The organism is Streptomyces nogalater, assembly GCF_039532885.1.
Lineage (GTDB): Bacteria > Actinomycetota > Actinomycetes > Streptomycetales > Streptomycetaceae > Streptomyces > Streptomyces nogalater.
Map to the genome: position 1 here is coordinate 15,173 of NZ_BAAASM010000018.1, position 23,849 is coordinate 39,021.

The 23,849-nt window shown below is 73.6% G+C and carries 23 protein-coding genes and 2 pseudogenes; 11 read left to right on the plus strand and 14 right to left on the minus strand.

Annotated features, from left to right (window positions below; genetic code table 11):
* Positions 1–237: 237 nt before the first annotated feature.
* Positions 238–711 (minus strand): DUF6578 domain-containing protein, encoded by a 474-nt coding sequence (locus ABD350_RS14860; RefSeq protein WP_344348523.1) that lies wholly within the window; start codon positions 709–711, stop codon positions 238–240.
* Between the two features lie 109 nt (positions 712–820).
* Between ABD350_RS14860 and ABD350_RS14865 the strand changes: the two genes are divergently transcribed.
* Positions 821–1,621 (plus strand): site-2 protease family protein, encoded by an 801-nt coding sequence (locus ABD350_RS14865; RefSeq protein WP_344348524.1) that lies wholly within the window; start codon positions 821–823, stop codon positions 1,619–1,621.
* Positions 1,622–1,630: 9 nt separating this feature from the next.
* Here the strand turns inward: ABD350_RS14865 and ABD350_RS14870 are convergent, their stop codons facing one another.
* The 3 genes from ABD350_RS14870 to ABD350_RS14880 are packed head-to-tail and all read right to left on the minus strand — an operon-like array spanning position 1,631 to position 3,744.
* On the minus strand, positions 1,631–1,891 hold the full coding sequence (locus ABD350_RS14870) for a hypothetical protein (RefSeq protein WP_344348525.1): 261 nt from the start codon (positions 1,889–1,891) through the stop codon (positions 1,631–1,633).
* Between the two features lie 13 nt (positions 1,892–1,904).
* Positions 1,905–2,609: an NADPH-dependent F420 reductase gene (gene npdG, locus ABD350_RS14875; protein WP_344348526.1), complete on the minus strand. Its 705-nt coding sequence runs from the start codon at positions 2,607–2,609 to the stop codon at positions 1,905–1,907.
* A 37-nt stretch (positions 2,610–2,646) separates the two neighbouring features.
* The gene (locus ABD350_RS14880; protein WP_344348528.1) at positions 2,647–3,744 is read right to left on the minus strand and encodes a sialidase family protein; all 1,098 of its coding nucleotides are present in this window, start codon (positions 3,742–3,744) and stop codon (positions 2,647–2,649) included.
* A 265-nt stretch (positions 3,745–4,009) separates the two neighbouring features.
* Between ABD350_RS14880 and ABD350_RS14885 the strand changes: the two genes are divergently transcribed.
* Positions 4,010–4,609, plus strand: a complete 600-nt coding sequence (locus ABD350_RS14885) for a hypothetical protein (protein ID WP_344348529.1) — start codon at positions 4,010–4,012, stop codon at positions 4,607–4,609.
* Between the two features lie 360 nt (positions 4,610–4,969).
* Here ABD350_RS14885 and ABD350_RS14890 read toward each other — a convergent pair whose 3' ends face one another.
* Positions 4,970–5,203 (minus strand): hypothetical protein, encoded by a 234-nt coding sequence (locus tag ABD350_RS14890; protein WP_344348530.1) that lies wholly within the window; start codon positions 5,201–5,203, stop codon positions 4,970–4,972.
* Between the two features lie 58 nt (positions 5,204–5,261).
* Between ABD350_RS14890 and map the strand changes: the two genes are divergently transcribed.
* A complete protein-coding gene (gene map / locus ABD350_RS14895) occupies positions 5,262–6,119 on the plus strand; it encodes a type I methionyl aminopeptidase (RefSeq protein WP_344348532.1) in 858 nt (285 codons plus the stop codon).
* A 26-nt stretch (positions 6,120–6,145) separates the two neighbouring features.
* Here the strand turns inward: map and ABD350_RS14900 are convergent.
* Positions 6,146–6,379, minus strand: a pseudogene (locus ABD350_RS14900) (PhzF family phenazine biosynthesis protein); the annotation flags it as partial.
* A gap of 158 nt (positions 6,380–6,537) precedes the next feature.
* Positions 6,538–6,945: pseudogene (locus ABD350_RS14905) on the minus strand (PhzF family phenazine biosynthesis protein); the annotation flags it as partial.
* 214 nt (positions 6,946–7,159) lie between these two features.
* Here ABD350_RS14905 and efeO point away from each other — a divergent pair.
* The 4 genes from efeO to ABD350_RS14925 are packed head-to-tail and all read left to right on the plus strand — an operon-like array spanning position 7,160 to position 11,389.
* The gene (gene efeO, locus ABD350_RS14910) at positions 7,160–8,296 is read left to right on the plus strand and encodes an iron uptake system protein EfeO (RefSeq protein ID WP_344348533.1); all 1,137 of its coding nucleotides are present in this window, start codon (positions 7,160–7,162) and stop codon (positions 8,294–8,296) included.
* 14 nt (positions 8,297–8,310) lie between these two features.
* Positions 8,311–9,561, plus strand: a complete 1,251-nt coding sequence (efeB, locus tag ABD350_RS14915; RefSeq protein WP_344348534.1) for an iron uptake transporter deferrochelatase/peroxidase subunit — start codon at positions 8,311–8,313, stop codon at positions 9,559–9,561.
* Positions 9,562–9,564: 3 nt separating this feature from the next.
* Positions 9,565–10,437: an iron uptake transporter permease EfeU gene (gene efeU, locus ABD350_RS14920; protein ID WP_344348535.1), complete on the plus strand. Its 873-nt coding sequence runs from the start codon at positions 9,565–9,567 to the stop codon at positions 10,435–10,437.
* Entirely contained in the window at positions 10,397–11,389 is a 993-nt protein-coding gene (locus ABD350_RS14925; RefSeq protein ID WP_344348537.1) for an SCO2278 family lipoprotein, read from the plus strand. Before efeU ends, ABD350_RS14925 begins: the two co-directional genes overlap by 41 nt.
* 88 nt (positions 11,390–11,477) lie before the next feature.
* Here the strand turns inward: ABD350_RS14925 and ABD350_RS14930 are convergent, their stop codons facing one another.
* The 5 genes from ABD350_RS14930 to ABD350_RS14950 all read right to left on the minus strand — a co-directional run bounded on the left by ABD350_RS14930 (position 11,478) and on the right by ABD350_RS14950 (position 16,482).
* Entirely contained in the window at positions 11,478–12,212 is a 735-nt protein-coding gene (locus ABD350_RS14930; protein WP_344348539.1) for a bifunctional DNA primase/polymerase, read from the minus strand.
* 115 nt (positions 12,213–12,327) lie between these two features.
* A complete protein-coding gene (locus tag ABD350_RS14935) occupies positions 12,328–12,957 on the minus strand; it encodes a TetR/AcrR family transcriptional regulator (protein ID WP_344348540.1) in 630 nt (209 codons plus the stop codon).
* A 31-nt stretch (positions 12,958–12,988) separates the two neighbouring features.
* Complete coding sequence (locus tag ABD350_RS14940) at positions 12,989–13,966, minus strand: small ribosomal subunit Rsm22 family protein (protein WP_344348541.1); 978 nt, start codon at positions 13,964–13,966, stop codon at positions 12,989–12,991.
* 87 nt (positions 13,967–14,053) lie between these two features.
* Positions 14,054–15,235 (minus strand): serine hydrolase domain-containing protein, encoded by a 1,182-nt coding sequence (locus ABD350_RS14945; RefSeq protein WP_344348542.1) that lies wholly within the window; start codon positions 15,233–15,235, stop codon positions 14,054–14,056.
* Positions 15,175–16,482, minus strand: coding sequence for a multidrug effflux MFS transporter (locus tag ABD350_RS14950; RefSeq protein WP_344348543.1), 1,308 nt, complete (start codon positions 16,480–16,482; stop codon positions 15,175–15,177). Before ABD350_RS14950 ends, ABD350_RS14945 begins: the two co-directional genes overlap by 61 nt.
* 134 nt (positions 16,483–16,616) lie before the next feature.
* Between ABD350_RS14950 and ABD350_RS14955 the strand changes: the two genes are divergently transcribed.
* Both ABD350_RS14955 and ABD350_RS14960 read left to right on the plus strand, forming a co-directional pair.
* On the plus strand, positions 16,617–17,630 hold the full coding sequence (locus ABD350_RS14955) for a Gfo/Idh/MocA family protein (RefSeq protein ID WP_344348545.1): 1,014 nt from the start codon (positions 16,617–16,619) through the stop codon (positions 17,628–17,630).
* Positions 17,631–17,718: 88 nt separating this feature from the next.
* Positions 17,719–18,477 carry an SDR family oxidoreductase gene (locus ABD350_RS14960; RefSeq protein WP_344348546.1) on the plus strand — a complete coding sequence of 253 codons (759 nt, stop codon included), beginning with the start codon at positions 17,719–17,721 and terminating at the stop codon, positions 18,475–18,477.
* 559 nt (positions 18,478–19,036) lie between these two features.
* On the opposite strand, the gene ABD350_RS14965 is transcribed toward ABD350_RS14960, so the two are convergent.
* Together ABD350_RS14965 and ABD350_RS14970 are read right to left on the minus strand one after the other, a co-directional pair.
* Entirely contained in the window at positions 19,037–20,227 is a 1,191-nt protein-coding gene (locus ABD350_RS14965) for a D-alanyl-D-alanine carboxypeptidase family protein (RefSeq protein ID WP_344348547.1), read from the minus strand.
* Between the two features lie 144 nt (positions 20,228–20,371).
* Entirely contained in the window at positions 20,372–21,355 is a 984-nt protein-coding gene (locus ABD350_RS14970; RefSeq protein ID WP_344348548.1) for an aldo/keto reductase, read from the minus strand.
* A 410-nt stretch (positions 21,356–21,765) separates the two neighbouring features.
* Between ABD350_RS14970 and ABD350_RS14975 the strand changes: the two genes are divergently transcribed.
* A complete protein-coding gene (locus ABD350_RS14975; RefSeq protein ID WP_344348549.1) occupies positions 21,766–22,311 on the plus strand; it encodes a DoxX family protein in 546 nt (181 codons plus the stop codon).
* Between the two features lie 646 nt (positions 22,312–22,957).
* Positions 22,958–23,849 (plus strand): ribonucleotide reductase N-terminal alpha domain-containing protein (locus ABD350_RS14980; protein WP_425584189.1); only part of this gene is annotated, 892 nt, incomplete at its 3' end.

Here is a 23,849-nt window from a genome sequence, read left to right on the forward strand (position 1 = left end):
TGACGGAGGCGACGCCCGCCGGTGACGGCCGTCGAATCGGTGGGGCCACGCCCGCCGGGCGCGACCGGAGAGGCCGCCGGGGCGGCGCCGGACGGGGCCGGTGCCGGGGGCGGTCGCCGACGGCGGTCTGCCGGTGTCGCAGGCGCGGCCCCGACGGTGGTCTGCCGGTACCGGCGAGGGTCTGGCGGTGTCGCGGGCGGGGCCCCGGCGGCTTCGCCCATGCCGCGGGCCCCGCTGTCAGGGGCGGTCGCCCCTCGTGGTCTCCAGGGTGACTAGGGCGCCGACCGTGCGGTGCGTCCGGTGGGGGCCCGGGCCGGGGCCGGGGCCCTGGGGCTCGAACCACTTCGGGCAGCTGTCGGCGGCCTGGAGGGTGTACGCGCCGGGCACCGCCTCCCAGCGGTACGGGGACGGCAGGATGACCAGCCCCTCGCTCCGCGTGGCCGCCGCGGCCCGGTCGAGGCGTTCGCGGGCGCGCTGGTCCGTGTGGACCACGTACTCCTGGCGCACCAGCTCGACGGCGCGGACCCGGCCGGTGGTCGGGCGGGTCCGGTCGCCGTGGTTCTCCACCCACGCCTCGGCCCCGTAGCACTCGTCCCGGCGTTCCGGCGTGCCCACGGCGACCAGCGGCCAGACCACCTCGTCGCCCGCCGCGAACGGCCGCCCGCAGCACTCCATCTGCCAGTCCTCGTAGAACACCCTGATCCGTGCCATCCCGCCGGCCTTCCAGGAACCCGGCGGCGACGGCGAGACGTTTTCCCCGTATGCTCTCGGATCTTCCGGGAGCCTTGTCCCCGTCCCTCGTCACCACAGGAGCCGATGCATGACCACCGCCACCACCCGCCCCGGCGACCGGCAGGTCAGTCCCGTGTTCGTCGGCATCCTGGCCGTGACGGCGGTGACCGGCTGGGCCACCTGGACCGGGTACGCCGAGCAGCCGGGCGTCGCGGTGTTCCTGTTCGTGACCGCGGCCTGGATCGTCTCCCTGTGCCTGCACGAGTACGCGCACGCGCGCACCGCCCTGCACAGCGGGGACATCACGGTCGGCGCGAAGGGCTACCTCACGCTGAACCCGCTGAAGTACACGCACGCGCTGCTGAGCATCGTGCTCCCGGTGCTGTTCGTGATCCTGGGCGGGATCGGTCTGCCCGGCGGCGCGGTGTTCATCGAGCGGAACCGGATCCGGGGCCGCTGGCGGCACAGCCTGATCTCGGCGGCGGGTCCGCTGACGAACGTGCTGTTCGCCGCGGTGTGCACGGCGCCGTTCTGGCTGGACGCGCTGGACGGCGTGCCCGCGGACTTCCGGTTCGCGCTGGCGTTCCTGGCGCTGCTCCAGGTGACGGCGGCGATCCTGAACTTCCTGCCGGTGCCGGGCCTGGACGGCTACGGCGTGCTCGAACCGTGGCTGTCGTACAAGGTGAGGCGGCAGGTGGAGCCGTTCGCCCCGTTCGGGCTGCTGTTCGTGTTCGCGGTGCTGTGGCTGCCGTCGGTCAACGGCGTGTTCTTCGACGTGGTCGACGCGGTGCTGCGGGCGCTGGACGTGGACACCTTCTCCCAGTACTGCGGCGACGCCCGGTACCGCTTCTGGCAGGAGAGCCCGGCGATCTGCTCGTTCGGTTCGTGACGGACTCGTTCAGTTCGTGACGGACGCCGAGGTGTCCCGGGCGGCGGCCTCCATGCGGGCGCGCCGGACGTAGTACCAGGTCATGTTGGACGACAGACCGGCCAGCAGCACCCACACGATCCCCAGCCAGCTGCCCTGGACGAAGGAGACGACCGCCGCGGCCACGGCGAGGACGCAGACGACGAGGGTGTAGAGGGCGATGCGGGGCATGACGGGGGGCTCCTGTCGGGGACACTGCTCGGAACTGCTTCGCCGACCAGTGTCCCCCATGGGCTCCGACCGCTCACACGTCGGTCACGCGGAGCCCGGCGTGCGCCTTGTACCGGCGGTTGACGGAGATCAGGTTGGCTACCAGCGACTCCACCTGGTGGGCGTTGCGCAGCCGCCCCGCGAAGATGCCGCGCATGCCGGGGATGCGGCCGGCCAGGGCCTGCACGATCTCCACGTCCGCGCGCTGCTCGCCGAGGACCATGACGTCGGTGTCGATGCTCTCGGTCTCCGGGTCCTGGAGCAGGACGGCCGACAGGTGGTGGAAGGCGGCGGTGACCCGGGACTCGGGCAGCAGCGCGGCGGCCTGCTCGGCGGCGCTGCCCTCCTCGGGCTTGAGGGCGTAGGCGCCCTTCTTGTCGAAGCCGAGCGGGTTGACGCAGTCCACGACGAGCTTGCCGGCCAGTTCCGCGCGCAGCGCCTTCAGGGTGTCGCCGTGGCCGTCCCACGGTACGGCGACGATCACGATGTCGCTGCGGCGCGCGGCCTCGGCGTTGTCGGCGCCCTCGATGCCGTGGCCGAGTTCGGCGGCGGCGGCCTGGGCGCGGTCGGCGGAGCGGGAGCCGATGATCACCTTCTGGCCGGCCCGGGCCAGCCGGTAGGCGAGGCCCTTGCCCTGCGGCCCGGTGCCGCCGAGCACGCCGACGGTGTACCCGGAGACGTCGGGCAGGTCCCAGGGGTCCTTGGCGGGGGCCTTCTGTGCGCTGTCGGTAGAGGTCATGGCCCGACTCTACGTCCGGGCCGGCCGGGGCACCGGCTCAGGTCAGCCGCCGTACCGGCACCCGGCGGAAGGTGATCGTCTCGTAGGTGCCGAAGTCGCCCGTCTCGTACAGCAGCCCGACCGTGTGCCGGTCGACGCGGACCAGGTCGGAGTAGGCGGCGGGCAGTCCGTCGGCGGTGTACGCCGGGCGCCAGGTGGTGCCGCCGTCGCGGGAGACGCGGATCGTCATCAGGGCACGGGCGCCCGCGGGGTCGGCGGGGGCGGAGAACAGCAGCAGGTCGGGGTCGCGCAGCTGGAGGACGGCGGCCTCGCAGACGGGTGCGGTCAGGCCGGCCTGCGGGCGGAAGGGCTTCAGGAGCGTCCTGCCGCCGTCCGGGGAGTGGGCGTCGGCGCGGTTGCCGGGGGACGGCGAGTCGTTGCGGGCGTTGAGGTAGACGCGGCCGTCGGGGAGTTCGGCGGCGGTGGTCTCGTTGACGTTGACGTAGCCGTCGGTGTTGTCGTCGAGGTAGCCGAGGTACCAGGTCTCGCCGCGGTCGTCGCTGAGCAGGCAGTGCCCGCCGTTGTACTTGGCCTCGGCGCCGGTGTCGGTGCCGGTGGGCGGCAGGGTGTGGTTGGCCGGGACGAGGACGCGGCCGGTGGTCAGCTGGAGGGCGTGGCCGGGGGTGGTGGCGTACCAGCGCCAGCCCGGCTGTTTCACCTGCGCCGTTATCTCCCTGGGCGCGGACCACGTCACCCCGTCGTCGTCGCTGTGCTGCACCCACACCCGCCGCCCGTCGGCGTCCGGGACCTGCCCGCGCACGATGGCGGCCTCGGTGGCGGAGGCGGCGGCGCGGATGTGGACGAGCAGGATGCGGCCGGTGTCGAGGACGACGGGGGCGGGATTGCCGGCGAGGTCGGCGCCGTTGCTCGCGGCGACCTGGAGCGGGCCCCAGGTCCGGCCGCCGTCCGTGGACCGCTTCAGCACGATGTCGATGTGCCCGTGGTCGGCGGCGGAGCCGACCCGGCCCTCGCAGAAGGCGAGCAGGGTACCGGCCCTGGTGGCGACGACGGCGGGGATGCGGAAGCTCGCGTAGCCCTCGCGGCCCGCGCGGAAGGGGACGGTCACATCGGTCGGGGCGACGGTCACGTCGGTCATGGGGCGACTCCTCGGTGGCGGACGGGGCGGGGACGGGACACGGACGGGGCGGGGGGCGGGGCGTGGGCGGGGGCACGGACGGGAAGCGCATGGGCCGCGCGCGGGTCGCTCGGGGTCTCGTACGGGTCGCTCGGGTCGCGCACGGGTCTCGCGGGTCTCCTGCGGGTCTCCTGCGGGACCCGCATGGGGCGCCTTTTCCCCGGGTCGGGCGAATTCCCGGTGAACTCCGGGTCACGAGTGGCCCGTTGCGGCAGGATTCGGCCACATGGACGCCGTACGGGTCGCGTTGCTGCGGGAAGTGCTCGCCGGGACGGAGTGGCTGGGGGCCACCCGGAGGTTCGCGGGGGTGCTGCGCGGGTCGGTGGTGGCGCACGGGGGCGGGCTGCTGCTGGCGGGCACGCCGGAGTACGAGCCCTGGCACCTGGCCGCGCATCTGGTGGACGAGGCGGCCTGGTCGGGCACGCCCGAGCTGGCGCCGACGCTGGTACGACAGCACGCCCGCCCGTCCGACCCCGCGCATCTGGCGGTCGGGCCGGGCCGGATCTCGGCGGCGCGGCGCGGGGAGACCCTGCTGGTGGTGGCGCCGGAGGAACCGGCGTCGCTGCTGGAGCGGGTACACGATGCCCGGCGGGCCGGGGTGACGGTGCTGGCGCTGGGCGGCGCGGGCGGGAGCGAGCTGGCCGCGATGGCGCACGACACGCTGGCCGTGCCGGAGGGGGCGGAGCTGGACCTGGACTCCGTCCAGCACCTGGTGAGCGCGGCGGCCGGCGAGAACGCGGGGCCGCCCCGGGCCCGCCGGGGCTTCCGGGACCGCCTGTGCCGTCTGACGGAAGCCCTGACGGCTCCGCCGCCCGCCCCGTGGTGACCTGGGCCTCGCCCCGCTGTCCCCGACCGTCGGCGGCGGCTCCGACGGGGCCGGCGGGGTGTTCCGGCCGGCCGTGTGGAGCCGGACGGTCCCGGACGAGCTGCGCGGCCGGCTCGCCCGTTTCGAGCTGCCGTCGTACTCGGTCGGCCCGCGGCTCGGCGGGGTGCGGGCCGGTGCCACGGCCGCCTGGGCGGGGGTGCGGGCCCCGGTCGGGTCCGGCGGTCCGGCGTGCGCGGGCGCGGTGGGGGCTGCCGGGGCGGTGTCTGCCGGGGCCGATGACGTACGACGCGTGGACGAACGGGCACGCGGTGCGGACGCCGGAGCGGGAGCGGCGCGCCCCCGTAGCCGGATACGGCCCGGTCAGTCCTCGTCGGCCCGCTCGCCGGACGGCGCGTCGTGCCAGCGCGGGTCGTTCTCCCACCGGAGGTTGCGCTCGGCGGCGGTCTCCATCGCGTGCCGGGCCTCCTCGGGGGAGGCATACGGTCCGAAGCGGTCCTTGCCCGGGCAGTCCGGGCCCTCCTCGACCTTCCGGTGCTCCAGGCAGTAGTACCACTCGCCCGGTTTGCCGGCCGTGCGCTTCTTGAACAGGGCCATGGACAGCTCCTCTCGCCACCGACATGTTCCCCCACGCCCGCTGGTTAGACTCGCTGGCATGTCTGGCCAGTCGCTGCTCGTACCAGGGGAGCTGTCTCCCATCCGTTCGGTTCCCGGAAACATCCGCCGCCCCGAGTACGTCGGCAAGCCCGCGCCGGCGCCGTACACCGGGCCGGAGGTGCAGACGCCCGAGACCATCGAGGCGATGCGGACCGCCGGCCGTATCGCCGCGCGGGCGATGGAGGAGGCCGCGAAGATCATCGCGCCGGGGGTGACCACGGACCAGCTGGACAAGGTCGCCCACGAGTACATGTGCGACCACGGCGCCTACCCGTCCACGCTCGGCTACCGCGGTTTCCCCAAGTCGCTGTGCACGTCCGTCAACGAGGTCATCTGCCACGGCATCCCCGACTCGACGGTCCTCAAGGACGGCGACATCGTCAACCTGGACGTGACGGCGTACATCGGCGGGGTGCACGGCGACAACAACGCCACGTACCTGGTCGGCGACGTGGACGAGGAGTCGAGGCTGCTGGTGGAGCGCACCCGGGAGTCGCTGAACCGGGCGATCAAGGCGGTGAGGCCTGGCCGGCAGATCAATGTCATCGGCCGGGTCATCGAGTCGTACGCCAAGCGCTTCGGCTACGGCGTCGTGCGGGACTTCACCGGGCACGGCATCAACTCGTCGTTCCACTCCGGGCTGATCATCCCGCACTACGACAGCCCGCACGCGACGACGGTGATGCAGCCGGGGATGACGTTCACCATCGAGCCGATGCTGACGCTGGGCACCCACGAGTACGACATGTGGGACGACGGCTGGACGGTCGTGACGAAGGACCGCAAGCGCACCGCCCAGTTCGAGCACACCCTGGTGGTCACGGACACCGGCGCGGACATCCTGACCCTCCCCTGAGCCCGGGCGCCGGGTGCCCGCGGGGGTCAGCGCTCCAGACGGACCCGGCCGCCGACCTCGGTCCAGCCGTGCGGCTGGGGCGCGGTCAGGATCTGCGAGCCCCGGCCCTGGACGATGTTCAGGGCCCGGCCGAGCAGGTCGGTGAGCAGCAGCGCCGCCGCGCCGGTGGCCTCGTCCTCGCCGGTCCCGTCGTCCCGGCCGGGGAAGGCGCGGGCCCGGATCCGCCCGGCCGCCTCGTCCTCCCAGGCCCAGGCGTACACCCTCCCCCAGACTTCGTCCGGGGGGACCCCCATCTCGCTCCTCCCCCAGACTTCGTCCGGGGGGACCCCCACCTCGCTTCTCCCCCAGACTTCGTCCGGGGGGACCCCCATCTCGCTTCTCCCCAGACTTCGTCCGGGGGGACCCCCATCTCGCTCCGCTCGCCCGGTGGCGGCACGGGTAGCGCGTCCACCTCTGCGGCGCTCCGGTACCGGCGCAGGGTGCGCGGCGGCGCCCACTCCGCGCGGGCCTCGATCCAGCTGAACTCGCCGTCCTGGCGGGCGCCGACCACACCGGCGGGGGTGACGAGTTCGGGCACGTCGAGCAGCCAGGCGGTGCCCACGCAGGGGTGCCCGGCGAAGGGCAGGCGCAGGGTGGGCGTATAGATGTCGATCACTCCGCGCTCGGGGTCGTCCACGAACACGGTCTCGCTGAAGCCGAGCTTGGCGGCCAGTGCCTGCCGGTCGTCGCGCCCGGGCAGCGCCGAGCCGTCGCGGACGACACCCAGTTCGTTGCCGTAGCCGCCGTCCGGCCCGCAGAAGACGCGGAGTACGTCGTAGTCGGTCACCCGGGCATTGAAGCACCGCGGGGTCCGCCGGGGGCCGCACCGGGCGTTTTGACCCTCTCTTTGCCGTGGTGTGATGTCCGCTTTGCGACTCCGCAATCAAGTCGTGTCTGTGCGCGCGCCGTGAGAGCCGAATCACCGAACGCGCGGGTACGGGCGTGGTAAGCCTCGGGTAAGTTAGGGCAGCCTCACCACACGAATCGCGCTGGGAGCCTGCATGCGAGCCGTCCGACTGACCGTCACCGCCGCCGTGACCGCGGCCGCTCTGACCGCCCTCTCGGCGTGCACCTCGAAGAGCGACGCCAAGGACGGTGACGCCATCCAGGTCACCGCGGCCGACTCCGCGTGCGACACCTCCCGCACGTCCGTGCCGGCCGGCCAGGTCACGCTGAAGATCGAGAACAAGGGTTCGCGGGCGACCGAGGTCGAGATCCTCTTCCCGGACGACCGGATCGTCTCCGAGAAGGAGAACATCGGGCCGGGCACCAAGTACACCCTCACCGCCGAGGTGAAGGCCGGCTCCTACGAGATCGCCTGCCGGCCCGGCATGAAGGGCCACGGCGTCCGGCAGAAGCTGATCGTGACCGGCGGCGGCGCCACCGCCAAGCGCGACCCGAGGCTGGACACGGCCGTCGCCCAGTACCGCATGTACGCCCAGGACCAGGCCGACGAGACGCTGCCGAAGGCCGAGGCGTTCGCGAAGGCCGTCCAGGACGGCGACCTCCAGGCGGCGAAGAAGGCCTACGGCCTGTCCCGTCTCGGCTGGGAGCGCACCGAGCCGGTCGCCGAGTCCTTCGGTGACATCGACCCGAAGGTGGACGTCCGCGAGGACGGCCTGGAGCCCGGACAGAAGTGGACCGGCTGGCACCGGCTGGAGAAGGCCCTCTGGCAGGACAAGAAGATCGGCGCCGAGGAGAAGGCCCTCGCCGGGCAGTTGGTGACGGACCTCAAGGACTGGCAGAAGCGCGTCGGGAAGGCCGAGATCACCCCGACCTCCATGGCCAACGGCGCCAAGGAACTGCTGGACGAGGTCGCCACCGGCAAGGTCACCGGCGAGGAGGACCGCTACGCCCACACCGACCTCGTCGACTTCAAGGGCAACGTCGAGGGCGCGCGGAAGGCCTACGAGCTGCTGAAGCCGGTCGCCGCGAAGAACGACCCGGCGCTGACGAAGGAACTGGACAAGCAGTTCGCGGCGCTGGACGCGCTCCTCGACAAGTACCGCTCGGACAAGACCTCGTACGACTTCGTCTCCTACGACAAGGTCGGCAAGGACCAGCGCAAGGAGCTGTCGGACGCGGTGAACGCGCTCGCCGAGCCGCTGTCCAAGCTCGCCGCCGCGGTCGTGAAGTAGGCAAGGGGAGGGCGATGACCGAGACCCAGGGGAGCAATCCGTCCCGCCGGGCGCTGATCGGCTGGGGCGGTGCCGGGCTCGCACTCGGGGCCGCCGTGGCCGGCGGGGCGGTGGCGATGGCCCAGGCCGGCGAGGACGTGGACCCGGCCGCCGACGGGGCGGGCGGCGCGGTGGAGTTCCACGGCGTCCACCAGGCCGGCATCGCCACCCCGGTGCAGGACCGGCTGCACTTCGCCGCGTTCGACGTGAAGACCGACGACCGCGAGGCGTTCGTCCAACTGCTCAAGGACTGGACGGAGGCGGCCCGCCGGATGACCGCCGGCAAGCCGGTCGGGGCGGGCGCCTACGGCGGGCTCGCCGAGGCCCCGCCGGACGACACCGGCGAGGCGCTCGGGCTCAAGCCGTCCCGGCTGACGCTGACCATCGGGTTCGGGCCGTCGCTGTTCGACAGGTTCGGTCTGGCGGACAAGCGGCCCGAGGCCCTGGTCGACCTGCCCAAGTTCCCCGGCGACAACCTGGAGCGCGCCCGCACCGGCGGCGACCTGTGCGTCCAGGCGTGCGCCGACGACCCGCAGGTGGCCGTGCACGCCATCCGCAACCTCGCCCGCATCGGCTTCGGCAAGGTGGCCGTGCGCTGGTCCCAGCTCGGCTTCGGCAAGACCTCCTCCACCACCCCGGGCGCGATGACCCCGCGCAACCTCTTCGGCTTCAAGGACGGCACCCGCAACATCGCGGGCACCGAGACCGACCGGCTGGAGCAGCACGTCTGGGTCGGCGACGGGGACGGTCCCCCGTGGATGACCGGGGGGTCGTACCTGGTCGCCCGGCGGATCCGGATGAACATCGAGACCTGGGACCGGACCTCGCTCCAGGAGCAGGAGGACGTCTTCGGCCGGGACAAGCGCGAGGGCGCCCCGGTGGGCAAGGCCAAGGAGCACGACGAGCCGTTCCTGAAGGCGATGAAGCCGGACGCGCACGTCCGGCTCGCGCACCCGGACTCCAACAACGGGATCACCATCCTGCGCCGGGGCTACTCCTTCACCGACGGCACCGACGGCCTCGGCCGGCTCGACGCGGGCCTGTTCTTCCTCGCCTACCAGCGGGACGTGCGCAAGGGCTTCATCCCGCTCCAGCGCAGGCTGGCGGCGCACGACGCGCTCAACGAGTACATCCAGCACGTGGGTTCGGCGGTCTTCGCGATCCCGCCCGGCGTCCGGACCTCCGGCGACTGGTGGGGCCGGACGCTGTTCTCGAAGGAGGCGTAGCCCGTGTTCTCCAACTACCTGATCGGCCTGCGCGAAGGGCTGGAGGCGTCGCTCGTCGTCTGCATCCTGATCGCCTACCTGGTCAAGACCGGCCGCCGGGACGCCGTCAAGCCCATCTGGGCCGGCATCGGTGTCGCGATCGCCATCGCCATGGGCTTCGGCTGCGCCCTGGAGTTCGGCTCGCAGGAGCTGACCTTCCAGGCGCAGGAGGCGCTCGGCGGTTCCCTGTCGATCGTCGCCGTGGGCCTGGTGACCTGGATGGTGTTCTGGATGCGGCGCACCGCCCGGAACCTGCGGTCGGAGCTGCACGGCAAGCTGGACGCGGCCCTGCAGCTCGGCACCGGCGCGCTGGTCGCCACCGCGTTCCTCGCCGTGGGCCGGGAGGGCCTGGAGACCGCGCTGTTCGTGTGGGCGTCGGTGCACGCCGCCTCCGACGGCACCCCGCGCCCGCTGGTCGGGGTCGCCCTGGGCCTGGCCACGGCGGTGCTGCTGGGCTGGCTGTTCTACCGGGGCGCGCTGAGGATCAACCTGGCGAAGTTCTTCACCTGGACCGGCGGGATGCTGGTCGTGGTCGCGGCGGGCGTGCTGGCGTACGGCTTCCACGACCTCCAGGAGGCCGACTGGGTGCCGGGCCTGAACAACCTGGCGTTCGACATCAGCGGCGCCATCCCGCCGGACAGCTGGTACGGCACGCTGCTGAAGGGCGTGTTCAACTTCCAGCCGGATCCGACGGTCGTCCAGGTCACGGTGTGGGCGCTGTATCTGGTCCCGGTGCTCGCGCTGTTCCTCTCCCCGGTAGGGTTCGCCTCCGGGAAGGGGAAGGTGAAGGAGCCCGATGACCAGGGAACGCAGCCCTCGGCGGCCTCGCAGGCGTGACCGTAACGCACTCATAGCGGCCGCGCTGACCGCTTTGTCGCTGACGGTGAGCGGGTGCGTGGTGGTGCACGGGGAGCGCGAGGTGCTCCCCGCCGCCACCCGCGCCGAGGCCGTCAAGGCCGTCACCGCGTTCACGGACGCGTACAACAAGGCCGACAAGGCCTACGACAGCTCCGTCGACGCCCCCTACGTCACCGGTGCCCTCGCCGCCATCGACTCCGCCCGGCTGAGGGCGGGGCATGTCAACAGCCCCTCCGGCAACCCGGCCCACACCCCGCTGACCCTGACGGACGTGAAGATCACGATCCCGAAGAAGGCCGGCTGGCCCCGCTGGTTCGTCGCCGACGCCCGGGGCAACAAGGGCGGCGACGTCCGCTGGGTGCTCGTGTTCACCCGAGGCGACCTCGGTGAGCGGTGGCGGGTGGCCTATCTGACCCTCATGGCGCCCGGGACCGTACCGGAGTTCGAGAAGGACGCGGACGGCTGGGCCGAGGCCGTGCCCGCCGACTCCCCGGAACTGGCCGTCCGCCCCGACGCGTTGAGCAAGACGTACGCGGCCTATCTCAAGAACGGCGGGAAGGCCTTCGCGGACGGCCGCGACACCAGCGGGCTGCGCGCCGCCCGGAAGAAGGAGGCCGAGAAGCCCGGTCTGGTCCGGCAGTTCATCGACGAACCGCTCACCCACGGCGCCTACGCGCCGCTCGCGCTGCGCACGGCGGACGGCGGGGCGCTGGTGTTCTTCACCACGCACCACTACGAGAAGCGGACCGCCGCCACCGGCGCCACCGTGCCGATCCCCAACAAGGACGTGCGGGCCCTGATCAAGGGCGAGGTGAAGCAGTCGCTGACGATGGAGTCCGTCGCCAACGAGGTGGTGCTCGACCCGGCCGGCGACGGTCCGGTGCGGATGCTGGGGCGGGTGCAGGGACTGACGTCGGCGCAGGGCGCCTGAACCGGGGCGGGCCGGCCGGCGCGATCGGCCGGGGCGCGCGTCGGCCATGTGGGGCCGGGGCGTCGGTCACACGGACCCGGGGCGTCGGTCAGTGGCGCAGGGGCCAGGCGGCGCCCGGGTGGTCGGCCTCGACGCCGTGCCGGGCGCAGGCGTCGGTGAGCGCCTCCAGCAGGCTCAGCGGATCGGGCAGCGGGTGCTCCGGGCCGCGCACCCAGCGCACCCGCTGGTCGTCGCCGGGCAGCCGGGCGGGCGGTACGAGGACGTAGGAGCCCCGGCAGTGCCAGCGCAGGCCGGGATGCTCGTCCATCGTCTCGGGGTGGCAGTCCAGCTCGCACGGCCACCACTCGTCCTCGTCCTCCGGGGTGCCCCGGGTGAGGGTGAAGAACAGCATGCGGCCGTCGTCGCTCTCGGCGACCGGGCCGACCTCGACGCCCGCGCCGAGCAGCCGCTCCAGCGCCTCCCGGCCGGCCTCCAGGGGCACGTCGAGCACGTCGTGCACCATGCCGGTGGCGGTGATGAAGTTGGCCTGCGGCTGGTGCCGGGCCCAGCGCTCGATCTGGGCGTGGTCGGTGGTGGACTGCGTCTGCCAGGCGAACGACACCGGGTGGCGGGCCGGGGTGGGGCAGCCGACGCGGTCGCAGGAGCAGCGGTACCCAGGCGCGGGGTGCGCGGCCGGGGCGAGCGGGAGACCCGCGCCGGCGGCGGCGAGCAGCAGGGCCTCGCGGCCACCGTCGCCGGCGGCGTCCTCCTTCGGGCGGCGTCCGCGCAGCCACTGGGAGAGTTTGCCCTGCCGGCCGGGCCGGCCGCCGAACGTCCCGCTCATCTATCCCCTCGCCTCGCTGGTGTAGCGGACAGCATGCCTTATCGTCCCATCTTCGCGTGGACCGGGGGGCCGCCGCAGGCGAGTGGCCCACTGTCACCGTCAGGGGTGCGGGCGGTCAACGCGGTGCCAGGCCGTACAGGGCGTAGTCGACCAGGGTGTCCGTGTAGTCGTGGGTGATCGGGCCGGTGTGCTGGAGCCAGCGCTGGGCGAGCGGCGAGACGAACAGCTCCAGGGCGATCCGGGGGTCCACGTCGCGCCGTACGTGCCCGGCGTCCTGGGCGGAGCGCAGCCGGGCGACGTACAGCTGGAGCTGGGGTTCCAGCAGCCGGGCCACGAAGACGCGGCCGAGCTGCTCGTTGACGACGCCTTCCGCGGTCAGCGCCCGCGCCGGGGCGTCGAAGCGGGGGTCGAGCAGTTCGTCCACCGTGGCCCGCAGCACCGCCTTGAGGTCGGCGGCCAGGTCGCCGGTGTCCGGGATGCCGGCGGTCTCGGGTCCGGCCGTCTCGGGCCCGGCCGGGCGGGCCGTCTGGTCGGCGAGGTCCAGGAACGCCTCCAGCAGGACGTCCGCCTTGGAGGACCACCAGCGGTAGATGGTCTGCTTGCCGACCCCGGCGCGGGCGGCGATGCCCTCCACGGTGGTCTTCGGGTAGCCGACCTCCGCGACCAGGGACAGGGCGGCGGCGTAGATCGCCCGGCGGGACTTCTCGCTGCGGCGGGTGACGTCGGGGGCGGGCTTGGGGACCATGGGACCGAAAGTAACAAGCCGGGGCGGCGGGCTACGACGCGGAGCCGTACGGCGGCCAGGCATCGCCCCAGTCGGCGTCCCGGGCGGCCTTGTACAGGTCGCCGTGGCGCTTGGTGACCGTGCCGCGGCGCAGCCGGCCCTCGGCCTCGCACAGGTCGAGCAGCACCTGGCCCTTGCGGAGCTGCGGGCGCCGGACCACCCGCGCGGGGGCCGGCTCGGCGGGCAGCAGGGTGGCGGCGACGTAGGAGAACTTCTCGTCCTCGTACGCCAGTGAGCCGCCCTTGACCTGGCGGTGCAGGGAGGAGCGGCCGACCCGGGCGGAGAAGTGGCACCAGTCGGTGCCGGGCGCGATGGGGCAGGCGGCGCTGTGCGGGCAGGGCGCGGCGATCCGGAAGCCGGCCCGGACCAGCCGGTCGCGGGCCTCCAGGACGCGCTCGTAGCCGGCCGGGGTGCCGGCCTCGACGATCACGACGGTCCGGGCGGCGCGGGCGGCGGCGTCGACGAGGGCGGCGCGGTCGGTCTCGGCGAGTTCGTTGAGCACGTACGACACCGTGACCAGGTCGGTGTCGTCCAGGGTGAGGTCCGCGCCGATCCGGGCGCGCTGCCAGCGGGCGTCCTTCAGGACGGGGTGGGCGGCGGCCAGCCGCCGGCCGAGGGCGAGGGCGGGTTCGGCCCAGTCCAGCACGGTGACGCCGCGCTCGCCGGGCCAGGTGGACTGCACGGCCCAGGTGGCGGCGCCGGTGCCGCCGCCGACGTCGGTGTGGCCGGCGGGGGTCCAGCCGGGGACGGCGTCGGCGAGGGCGGCGAGGGCGGAGCGGACCGCCTCGAAGGTGGCGGGCATGCGGTAGGCGGCGTACGCGGCGACGTCGGCGCGGTCGCGGAGGATCGGCGCGTGGGTGGGGGTGTCGCCGCGGTAGTTGGCGATCAGGCGGTCGACGGCGGCGGCCACCTCCTTGGGGGGCAGGCCGTCCAGCAGTTCGGCCAGGGCCGTGCGGAGGGGGTCGTTCACCCGGCGATTCTATGGCGCCCGGCACCTTCGTCCTCCCGGCCCGCCCAGCCGGTCCGGCCGGCCCGGCATGGCGCCCTCCCGCCCGGCCTAGACGACCGCTCTCGCCAGCGTCGTCGCCAGGGCCGCTCTCGGGGCGCTGTCGGGTGGGCGGCGGCGGGGGTGGACCGTGTTGGCCAGGAGGATCAGGAAGGTGTCGGTGGCCGGGTCCAGGACCAGGGACGTGCCGGTGAAGCCGGTGTGGCCCGCCGCGCCGCGGCCCGCCAGTTCGCCCATGAACCACGGCTGGTCCAGCAGGAAGCCCAGGCCGGGCGGGGTGAACAGCAGCTCCACGTAGTCGGGGCCGAGGATGCGCGCGGGGCCGTAGGAGCCGCCGGCGAGCAGGGCGCGGCAGAAGACGGCCAGGTCGGGCCCGGTGGAGAACAGGCCCGCGTGTCCGGCGACCCCGCCGAGCGCCCAGGCGTTCTCGTCGTGGACCTCGCCCCGCAGCATCCCCCGCTCGGCCTTGGCCCACGGCCGCCGCTGGTCCTCGGTGGCCGCGGCGCCGGCGCAGGGCCCGAAGCCGGTGGCGGTCATGCCGAGCGGCCGGGTGATGCCGTCCCGCACCAGGACGTCCAGAGCGCGGCCGGTGATCCGCTCCAGGACGGACTGGAGCAGCAGCATGTTCAGGTCGGAGTAGCGGTAGGTGCCCGGCCGGCCCGTCGGTGCCTCGGCGCGCAGCAGGTCCAGCCGCGAGGCGTGGTCCGGGCAGTCGTACAGCGGCAGTTCCGGGCGCAGCCCGGAGGTGTGGGTGAGCAGCTGCCGCACCGTGACGCCGTGCTCGGCGGCGGCGTGGAAGTCGGGCAGGTAGTCCCCCACCCGGGCGTCGATGCCGAGGGTGCCGCGTTCGATCTGCTGCACGGCGGCGACCGCCGTGAACAGCTTGGTCAGGGAGGCCAGGTCGAAGCGGGTGTCGAGGGCGGCCGGGACCCGGGCGGGGGCCGGCAGCTCGATGCCGGTGCCGGTCGCCGGATCACAGCCGGCGTAGCGGACCGCCCAGCCGGCGGCCTCGGCGACCGCGATCACGGGTCCGCGGCCGGCCAGCACGACCGCGCCGGCCGCCCAGGGGCGCTCACCGGCGGTGAGGGCGTGCACCCCGGCGACCAGGTGCCCGAGCCCGACGGGGTCGAGCCCGGCGCGTTCCGGTGTGCCGGCGCGCAGTCTCGATGCGCTCAGCTCGCGTCTCCCTCCGCGTGCGCACGGGAGGTCTCCCGTGTCCTCCAGGGACGGCACATTCCCACGAAGCAGGCCGCCGCGACCAGTGCTCCGGCCAGCTGGACCACGGCCATGGGCACGGCGGTGCGCTCTCCGGCGACGCCGACGAGCGGGGAGGCCACCGCGCCGACGAGGAAGGAGGAGGTGCCGAGCAGCGCGGAGGCGGAGCCGGCGGCGTGCCGGACGCGCAGCAGGGCGAGGGACTGGGCGTTGGGCAGGGTGACGCCCATCGCGGACATCAGGACGAACAGGGCGGCGGCGACGGGGACCAGTCCGGTGTCGCCGAAGGCGCCGGTGGTCATCAGCAGCAGGGCGGCCGCGGCGAGCACGATCACCGCCAGGCCCGCCGCGAACACCTTGTCCAGGCCGACCCGGCCGACCAGCAGCTTGCCGTTGATCTGCCCGGCGATCACCAGGCCGACGGAGTTCAGGCCGAACAGCAGGCTGAAGGTCTGCGGGGAGGCGCCGTAGATCTCCTGGATGACGAACGGGGAGGCCGATATGTAGGCGAACAGCGCGGCGAAGGCGAAGCCGCCGGCGAGCATGTAGCCGGTGAAGGGCAGGTCGGCGAGGAGGCCGCGCATCGCGCGCAGGGTCTCGCCCATGCCGCCGCGGTGCCGCTCGGCCGGGGGCAGGGTCTCCGGCAGCCGCAGCCAGACCAGGGCGGTGAGCAGCGCGCCGATCACCGTGAGCACCACGAACACGCCCCGCCAGTCCGTCACCCGCAGGATCTGCCCGCCGACGAGCGGCGCCACGATGGGCGCGGCCCCGGAGATCAGCATCAGGGTGGAGAAGAAGCGGGCCATGGCGACACCGTCGTACAGGTCGCGTACGACGGCCCGGGCGATGACCACCCCGGCCGCGCCGGCCAGGCCCTGCACCAGGCGGAACGCGATCAGCGTCTCGACGGTCGGCGCGAGGGCGCACAGGGCGGTGGCGGCCAGGTAGACGACGAGCCCGGTGCGCAGCGGGCGGCGGCGCCCCCAGCGGTCGCTGAGCGGGCCGACGATCAGCTGGCCCAGCGCGAGTCCGGCCATGCAGGCGGTCAGGGTGAGCTGCACGGTGACGGCGGGGGCGTCCAGGGAGCGGGTGACCTGCGGCAGCGCGGGCAGGTACATGTCCATCGCGAGCGGGGTGGTCGCGGTGAGGGCGCCGAGGAGGAGGGTGACGAGGGGGCCGGTGCGCCCCGGGCCCCCGGCCTGCGGGGGCGCGGCGGCGGGGTGGTGGTCCTGTTCCGGCGTCGGTGTCGCCGCGTGCTCCGGCATCTGCCCCTCCCTGTCCGTGCCTTGGGTCCCTGTGGCGTCGAGATCACCGACATCGGTGTCACCGACCCGACCGGCACCTATGCTCTCAGCTCGTACACACTGCCGAGGCACACACGAGCGAGGGCGGGGCGGCGATGGCGGAGCAGAGCGTGCGGTGGGGGATCCTGGCGACCGGAGGGATCGCGGCGGCGTTCGCGGCGGATCTGGTGGATCTCCCGGACGCGGAGATCGTGGCGGTGGCCTCGCGCCGGCGGGAGTCGGCCGAGGCGTTCGCCGAGCGGTTCGGGGCGGAGCGGGCGTACGGCGACTGGGAGTCGCTGGCCGCCGACCAGGACGTGGACGTGGTCTACGTCGCCACCCCGCACTCGGCGCACCGGGCGGCGGCCGGGCTGTGCCTTCGGGCGGGCCGGAACGTGCTGTGCGAGAAGCCGTTCACGCTGAACCTGCGCGAGGCGGAGGAACTCGTCGCGCTGGCCCGGGAGCACGGCCGCTTCCTGATGGAGGCGATGTGGATGTACTGCAACCCGCTGGTCCGGCGGCTGAGGGCGCTGGTGGCGGACGGGGCGATCGGCGACGTGCGCACCGTACAGGCGGACTTCGGGATCGCCGGGCCCTTCCCGGCCGGGCACCGGCTGCGCGACCCGGCGTTGGGCGGCGGGGCGCTGCTGGACCTGGGCGTGTATCCGGTGGCGTTCGCGCAGCTGCTGCTGGGCGAGCCGGACGGGATCGCCGCGAGCGCGGTGCTCTCGCCCGAGGGCGTCGACCTGCAGACGGGGGCCGTGCTGTCCTGGGACAGCGGTGCGCTGGCCGCGCTGCACTGCTCGATCACCGGCGGTACGGGGACCACCGCGTCGGTCACCGGGACGCGCGGCCGGATCGACGTACCCTCCGGCTTCTTCCACCCCGAGCGGTTCGTGCTGCACCGTGAGGGCCGGGACCCGGAGGAGTTCGCCGCCGATCCCGCCGACGGTCCGCGCACCAGCCTGCGGCACGAGGCACGGGAGGTCATGCGGGCGGTGCGGGCGGGCGAGAAGGAGTCGCCGCTGGTGCCGCTGGAGGGGACGCTCGCGGTGATGCGCACGCTGGACGCGGTGCGGGAGCGGATCGGGGTGCGGTATCCGGGGGACGCGGCGCCGGTGGGCGTATAGCGGCGCGACGGGCCGCCCGTCGGCTCCGGATAACCGTATGGCGGACAGCTGATTCCGCATGGCGGACTCTCCGCCTACGCTGCGGAGCATGACTGACAGGAACTCGAAGATCGCGGTGGTGACCGGGGCCGGGTCCGGGATCGGGCGCGCCGTCGCCGTGGAGCTGCTGCGCGCCGGCTGGTCCGTGGCACTGGCCGGCCGGCGCGCCGAGCCGCTGACGGAGACGGCGGCACTGGTGCCGGGGGCGGCCTCGCTCGCCGTCCCCGCCGACGTGTCCCGGCCGGAGGACGTCGACGCGCTGTTCACGGCGACCGTGGAGCGGTTCGGCCGGGTGGACCTGCTGTTCAACAACGCGGGGACCTTCGGGCCCGGCGGGGTACCGGTCGAGGAGCTGCCGTACGACGCCTGGCGGCATGTGGTGGACACGAACCTCAACGGGGCGTTCCTGTGCGCCCAGGCCGCCTACCGGCGGATGAAGGAGCAGGATCCGCGGGGCGGCCGCATCATCAACAACGGTTCCATCTCGGCGCACACGCCCCGCCCGCACTCGGTCGCCTACACCGCGACCAAGCACGCGCTGACCGGGCTGACCAAGTCGCTGTCCCTGGACGGGCGGCCGTACGGCATCGCGGTCGGCCAGATCGACATCGGCAACGCGGCGACCGACATGACGGAGCGGATGCGGGCGGGTGTACTCCAGGCGAACGGGGAGGTCACCCCGGAACCGGTGATGGATGTGGCCGATGTGGCGCGCACGGTCCGGCACATGGCGGAACTGCCGCTGGAGGCGAACGTGCAGTTCGCGACGGTGCTGGCGACGACGATGCCGTACATCGGACGGGGCTGAGCCGCACCCGGTCCGCACCGGCGGGCGGAACCGGGACGTCCGCGGTATTGCGGCCGGTTGCTGACCTATGCTCAACTTTTCTCCACCGGAGCTTCACAGTTGGAGCATGACGGTTCCGCGGCCATTCCGAGGGGGAGGCGGCGGCCGTTCCACCGGTCCGGAGCTGGGGGGCTCACCTCGCGTCACCGCGAGGCCGGACCGGGACAAGGGAACGGCCGCCGCGCAGGCATGCGCGGCGGCCGGGGGCGGAGTGCGCCTGCCGGCCGCCGCCAGATCCGGGGCAGGGCTCAGGGCCGTTTACCGGCCGTCGCCGGGTACGGCAGGGCTCAGGCCACCGCTTGCTACTGCCGCCGCCGGGTACGGCAGGGCTCAGCGCCGCTCGCGACCGCCGCCGCCGGATACGACAGGTCCGGTGCGACTTGCGACCGCCGCCGGATACGACAGGTCCGGTGCGACTGCGACCACCGCCGGATACGACAGGTCCGGTGCGACTTGCGACCGCCGTCGGGTATGGCAGGCTCAGCGCCGCTTACCGGCCGCCGCCAGGTTCGGGGCAGGCTCAGGGCCGTTGTGTCGTCGGCGGTTGTGGTTTCTCGCCCTCGGGTGTCGCCGGGCGGGTCCGGCGGCGGCGCAGGGCCCAGGCGCCCGCTCCCAGCAGGGCGAGCGCTCCGGCGCCGGCCGCCACGGCGGTGCCGGCGGAGCCACCGCCGGCGGTCACCGTGCCGGGGGCGCCCGCCGCCGCGCGCACCGCCTGCCGCCCGGGCGCCGGGCTCGCGCTCGCCCCGCCCTCGCTGAGCGCGGTCACCAGCGTGCCCACCGGCCGGGCCGAACGCCCGTGGGTGAAGCCCCAGTCGAGCAGCGCGGCGGTCTCCTCGTACACGGCGTTGCCGCCGGCCTCGGGATGCATCACGGTCACCAGCAGGGTGCGCCCGCCACGGGTGGCCGCGCCGGTGAACGTGTTGCCGGCATGGCTGGTGTAGCCGTTCTTGACACCGAACAGGCCCTCATATGTCTTCAGACCCCATGCCCCGGTCAGCAGACGGTCGGTGTTCTGGATCTGGAACGTCTTCTTGCCACCCGCCGGGAAGTCGGCCGTCTTCGTGCCGCAGTAACCGCGGAAGTCGGCGTCCTTCAGCCCGTGCCGGGCGAAGAGCGTGAGGTCGTACGCCGAGGAGAGCTGCCCCTTGTGGTCGAAGCCGTCGGGGCTGACCACATGGGTGTCCAGGGCCTGCAGGTCCTCGGCCCTGGCCTGCATCTCGGCGACGGTCTTGCCGATGCCGCCGTTCATGTGGGACAGCACGTGCACGGCGTCGTTGCCGGAGCGCAGGAACACGCCCTGCCACAACTGCTCGACGGTGTAGGTGATGCCGGGCTTGATGCCGACGAGGCTGGAACCGGCCGGGACGTCGGCGAGGTCGGCGTCGGTGACCTTGTACCGCCGGGCGCGGTCGAACTTCTTCAGCACGGTGTCCGCGAACAGCATCTTCAGTGTGGACGCGGGCGCGAGCCGCCGGTGCGCGTCGAACGAGGCGAGCACGTCCCCGCTCGCGTGGTCGGCGATCAGCCAGGCGCGGGCGGTGAGCTTCCTGGGCAGCCCCGAGGCGCCGCGCACCTGGACGCCGGTACGGGCCAGACGTTCACCGCCGACGGCCGTGGCGGCCGCGGCGGCCCCGGTGGCCGTGGACAGGGGCAGGGCGGCGGCCGTCAGCCCGAGGACGGCACGCCGGCTGAGCCGGGAACATTCACGCACCCCGGGACCGTACACCGCGGCGAGCGGACGTTCCGCGACCGGAGGGACGTACGGTCCGGATCACGCCGCGTTCCGGCGCGATCCGCCAAGTCACCACGGATGACCGGGGTTTCGGGTGGGTTACGGGGGTTTGGGCGGTGCCGCTCACCTGTCGAGCAAGTGGTCGATCTCGGTCAGCTGGTCGGCGGTGAGCGGTCCCTTCCCGATCGCCCCGGCGTTCTCCTCGGCCTGGGCGACGGTCCGGAAACCGGGGATCGGCACGGTGCGCGGACTGCGGGCCCACAGCCAGGCGAGGGCGCCCTGGGCGAGGGTACGGCCGCCGCTGGTGAGGACGGACCGGACGGCGTCGATCCGGTCCAGCCACCGCGGGTCGGCGCCGGAGCCGTCGGACGCGTACCCCGGGAGCCAGGCGGGCGGCCGGCTACGGATGTCCTCCGCCTCCAGCGCCCCGTCGCGCCGCCCCGCCAGCAGGCCCATGGCCAGCGGGCTGCGGTTGACGCTCGCCAGCTCCAGCCGCTCGCACAGCGCCAGCGACCGGGGCGCGTCCTGCAGGACGTTGAGGGCGTGCTGCACGGCCGTGCAGTGCGGGCCCTCGGCGAAGACGGCGGCCCGCGCGGGATCGTCGGTGCTCCACCCGTAGGCACGCACCAGCCCCTCCCGTACGAACTCCTCGCAGGCGTCGCGGAGTTCGGCGGCGCGGTCGGGGTCGGCATCGGCGATGTGCAGCTGGTACAGGTCGATGTGGTCGGTGCCGAGGCGGCGCAGGGAGGCGGTGAGAGCCCGCCGCGCGTACTCCGGGGTGTCGTCGGTGCCGGTCAGGGTGCGGGTGTCCGGGTCGAAGACGTTGCCCCACTTGGTGGCGAGCACCACGTCGTCCCGCCGCTTGCCCAGGGCCCGGCCCAGGATCTCCTCGCTGTGCCCGGTCCCGTAGGAGTCGGCCGTGTCGAAGAAGGTGACGCCGAGGTCGAGCGCCCGGCGGACGGCCCGTACGGACTCGTCGTCGTCCACTTTCCCCCAGCCGACGGGCTGCCCGTCGGCGGTCCGGTGCTCACCCCCGATGGCCCAGCACCCGAAGCCGAGTGCGCTCACCTCTATGCCGCTGCGTCCCAGCGTCCGTGTGGTCGTCATGGGCCAGACGCTAGGAGTTGGAGCGCACGCGAGGACAAGCCCCCGGGCAGCCTCGGTGACCGGCGGGCGGGAGTCCCGTACGGGTGCTTACAGATCCTTACGGGCCCTTACGGGCCCTTGCAGGCCCTTACGGGTCCTTACGCCTGCCCGGTGTCGTTGTCATGGCGTCAGGCTCACACCCCGGCCACGGGCCCGCCACCCGAACGGCAGCCACGAGGGGCCGGGCGGGACCGGGGGTGCGAGGCTGGAGCCAAGGGGGTCCCGGAGTGGGACACCGGGAGGAAGCCCGCAAGGTAACCACCGGTAGGGAACCACCGGGGACCAGACCTCCGGGAAACCGGACCTCCGGGGAACCAGACCTCCGGGGAGCCAGGGGGGGGGAGCCTGTCCGCCGTCTGCTGGGAGTCACCGTGACCTGTTACGACCGACGTGATCTGGGCCTGCTGCTGCTCCGGCTGGGCACCGGCGGGGTGCTGGCGGCACACGGCACGCAAAAACTGTTCGGCTGGTTCGGCGGACACGGCCTGGAGGGCACCGGCCAGTTCATGGAGTCCATCGGCTATGTGCCCGGCAAGCTGAGCGCGATGGCGGCGGGCCTGGCGGAGACCGGCGGCGGCACGCTGCTGGCGCTCGGCCTCGCGACCCCGGCGGCGGGTGCGGCGGCGGCCGGCGGGATGGCCGGTGCGGCGGCGGTGCACGTGCCCAACGGTTTCTTCGCCCAGGAGGGCGGTTACGAGCACGCGGCGATCCTGGGCCTGACCGCGGCCGGCCTGGCCGTCACCGGCCCCGGCCGCCTCTCCCTCGACCACGCCCTCGGGCACGTACTCGACCGCGGCTGGATGGTCCCGGCCGCCCTCGGCGTGACGGCGGCGGCGACGGCCCTCGTGGTGGGCGCACGCAACCGCCGGCTACGGAGCAAGGCGCAGGGCGAGCAGGAGGCCCTGTTCGAGGAGTGAGCCGACGCCCACCCAACGCCGGGGCCGGACCGCCCGCCCGCCCCTGGGACCGGGCCGCCCATCCGACACCGGGACCGGGCCGCCCGTCGGACGCGGGGTACGGGGCGTCCGTCGGACACCGGGTACGGGCCGTCCAGCAGCCGTAGGCACACACACATGAACGGTCGCACTACGACGCAAACGGACCGTTGTGGGCGGTGGGGCGCGGACCGTCGTACTACGGCGCGAACGGGACCCATGGGGACGGTGCGAGCAAGCCGTCCCGAGGGCTGCCGAACGCACTGACGACTTTCGGCCATCTTCGAGCTCCCGCCCCTCCGGTCCCCTCCGCCACACCCCGCCCAGTCACCGGCGACACCCCGGCCGCTCCCCCTCCGCACACGACGCCGAAGAGCCCCCGAAGCCCTTGCCGCGCCTGGCCCGGGAGCCTCGTTCTCCCTCGCTGTCCGAACACCCAACAACCCCGTCGGACACTACATCTGGGGTCCGTTGCCAGCGGAGACACAAGATGTATGCTCCCACCTGATTTCGGCGCCACCTGAGACGCCCACGGCACAACGGGCCCCTCAGGCACAGGCGGCTGCCTTGCCACGCCTTGCCACACCTGTGTCCCGGGCCCCGTTTCCATCCGACGAGGGAGCACCACGTGACCATGGCTCCAAGCCATCCGGCCGCGCTCACCGAGGAGCGACCGCAGCACGATCCGGAGCCCGCGCTGCTGCGGACCCTGTCCGGGCTGACGGCCGATCTGCCCGACGCCGATCCCGGGCGGGTCGCCGCCGCCGCGCTGCGCGGACGGTCGGCGCGGGCCGACGAGGCGGAGCTGCGCGAGCTGGCCACGGAGGCCGCCGCCGGCCTGATCGCCGAGGACCCCGCCTACTCCCGGCTGGCCGCCCGCCTGCTGACGATCGGCATCCGCCGCGAGGCCCGCACCCAGGGGGTGACCTCCTTCACCGAGTCGGTGGCGGTGGGTCACCGTGAGGGCTTGATCGCCGACCGCACCGCCGAGTTCGTCCGCACCCACGCCGCACGGCTGGACGCGCTGGTGGACTCCGCCGTGGCGGAGGGCGCCGACGACCGCTTCGGCTACTTCGGCCTGCGCACCCTGTACACCCGCTATCTACTGCGCCACCCGATCACCCGGAAGGTCATCGAGACGCCCCAGCACTTCATGCTGCGCGTCGCGAGCGGCCTGGCCGAGGACGACACGGCCCGTTCCGTGGACGAGGTCGCCTCGCTCTACGGTCTGATGAGCCGCCTGGACTATCTGCCGTCCTCCCCCACCCTGTTCAACTCCGGCACCCGCCACCCGCAGATGTCCGCGTGTTACCTGCTCGATTCACCCCTGGACGAGCTGGACTCGATCTACGACCGCTATCGGCAGGTCGCCCGCCTGTCCAAGCACGCCGGCGGCATCGGACTGTCCTACTCCCGCATCCGTGCCCGGGGTTCCTACATCCGGGGGACGAACGGGCACTCCAACGGGATCGTGCCGTTCCTGAAGACCCTGGACGCCTCGGTCGCCGCCGTGAACCAGG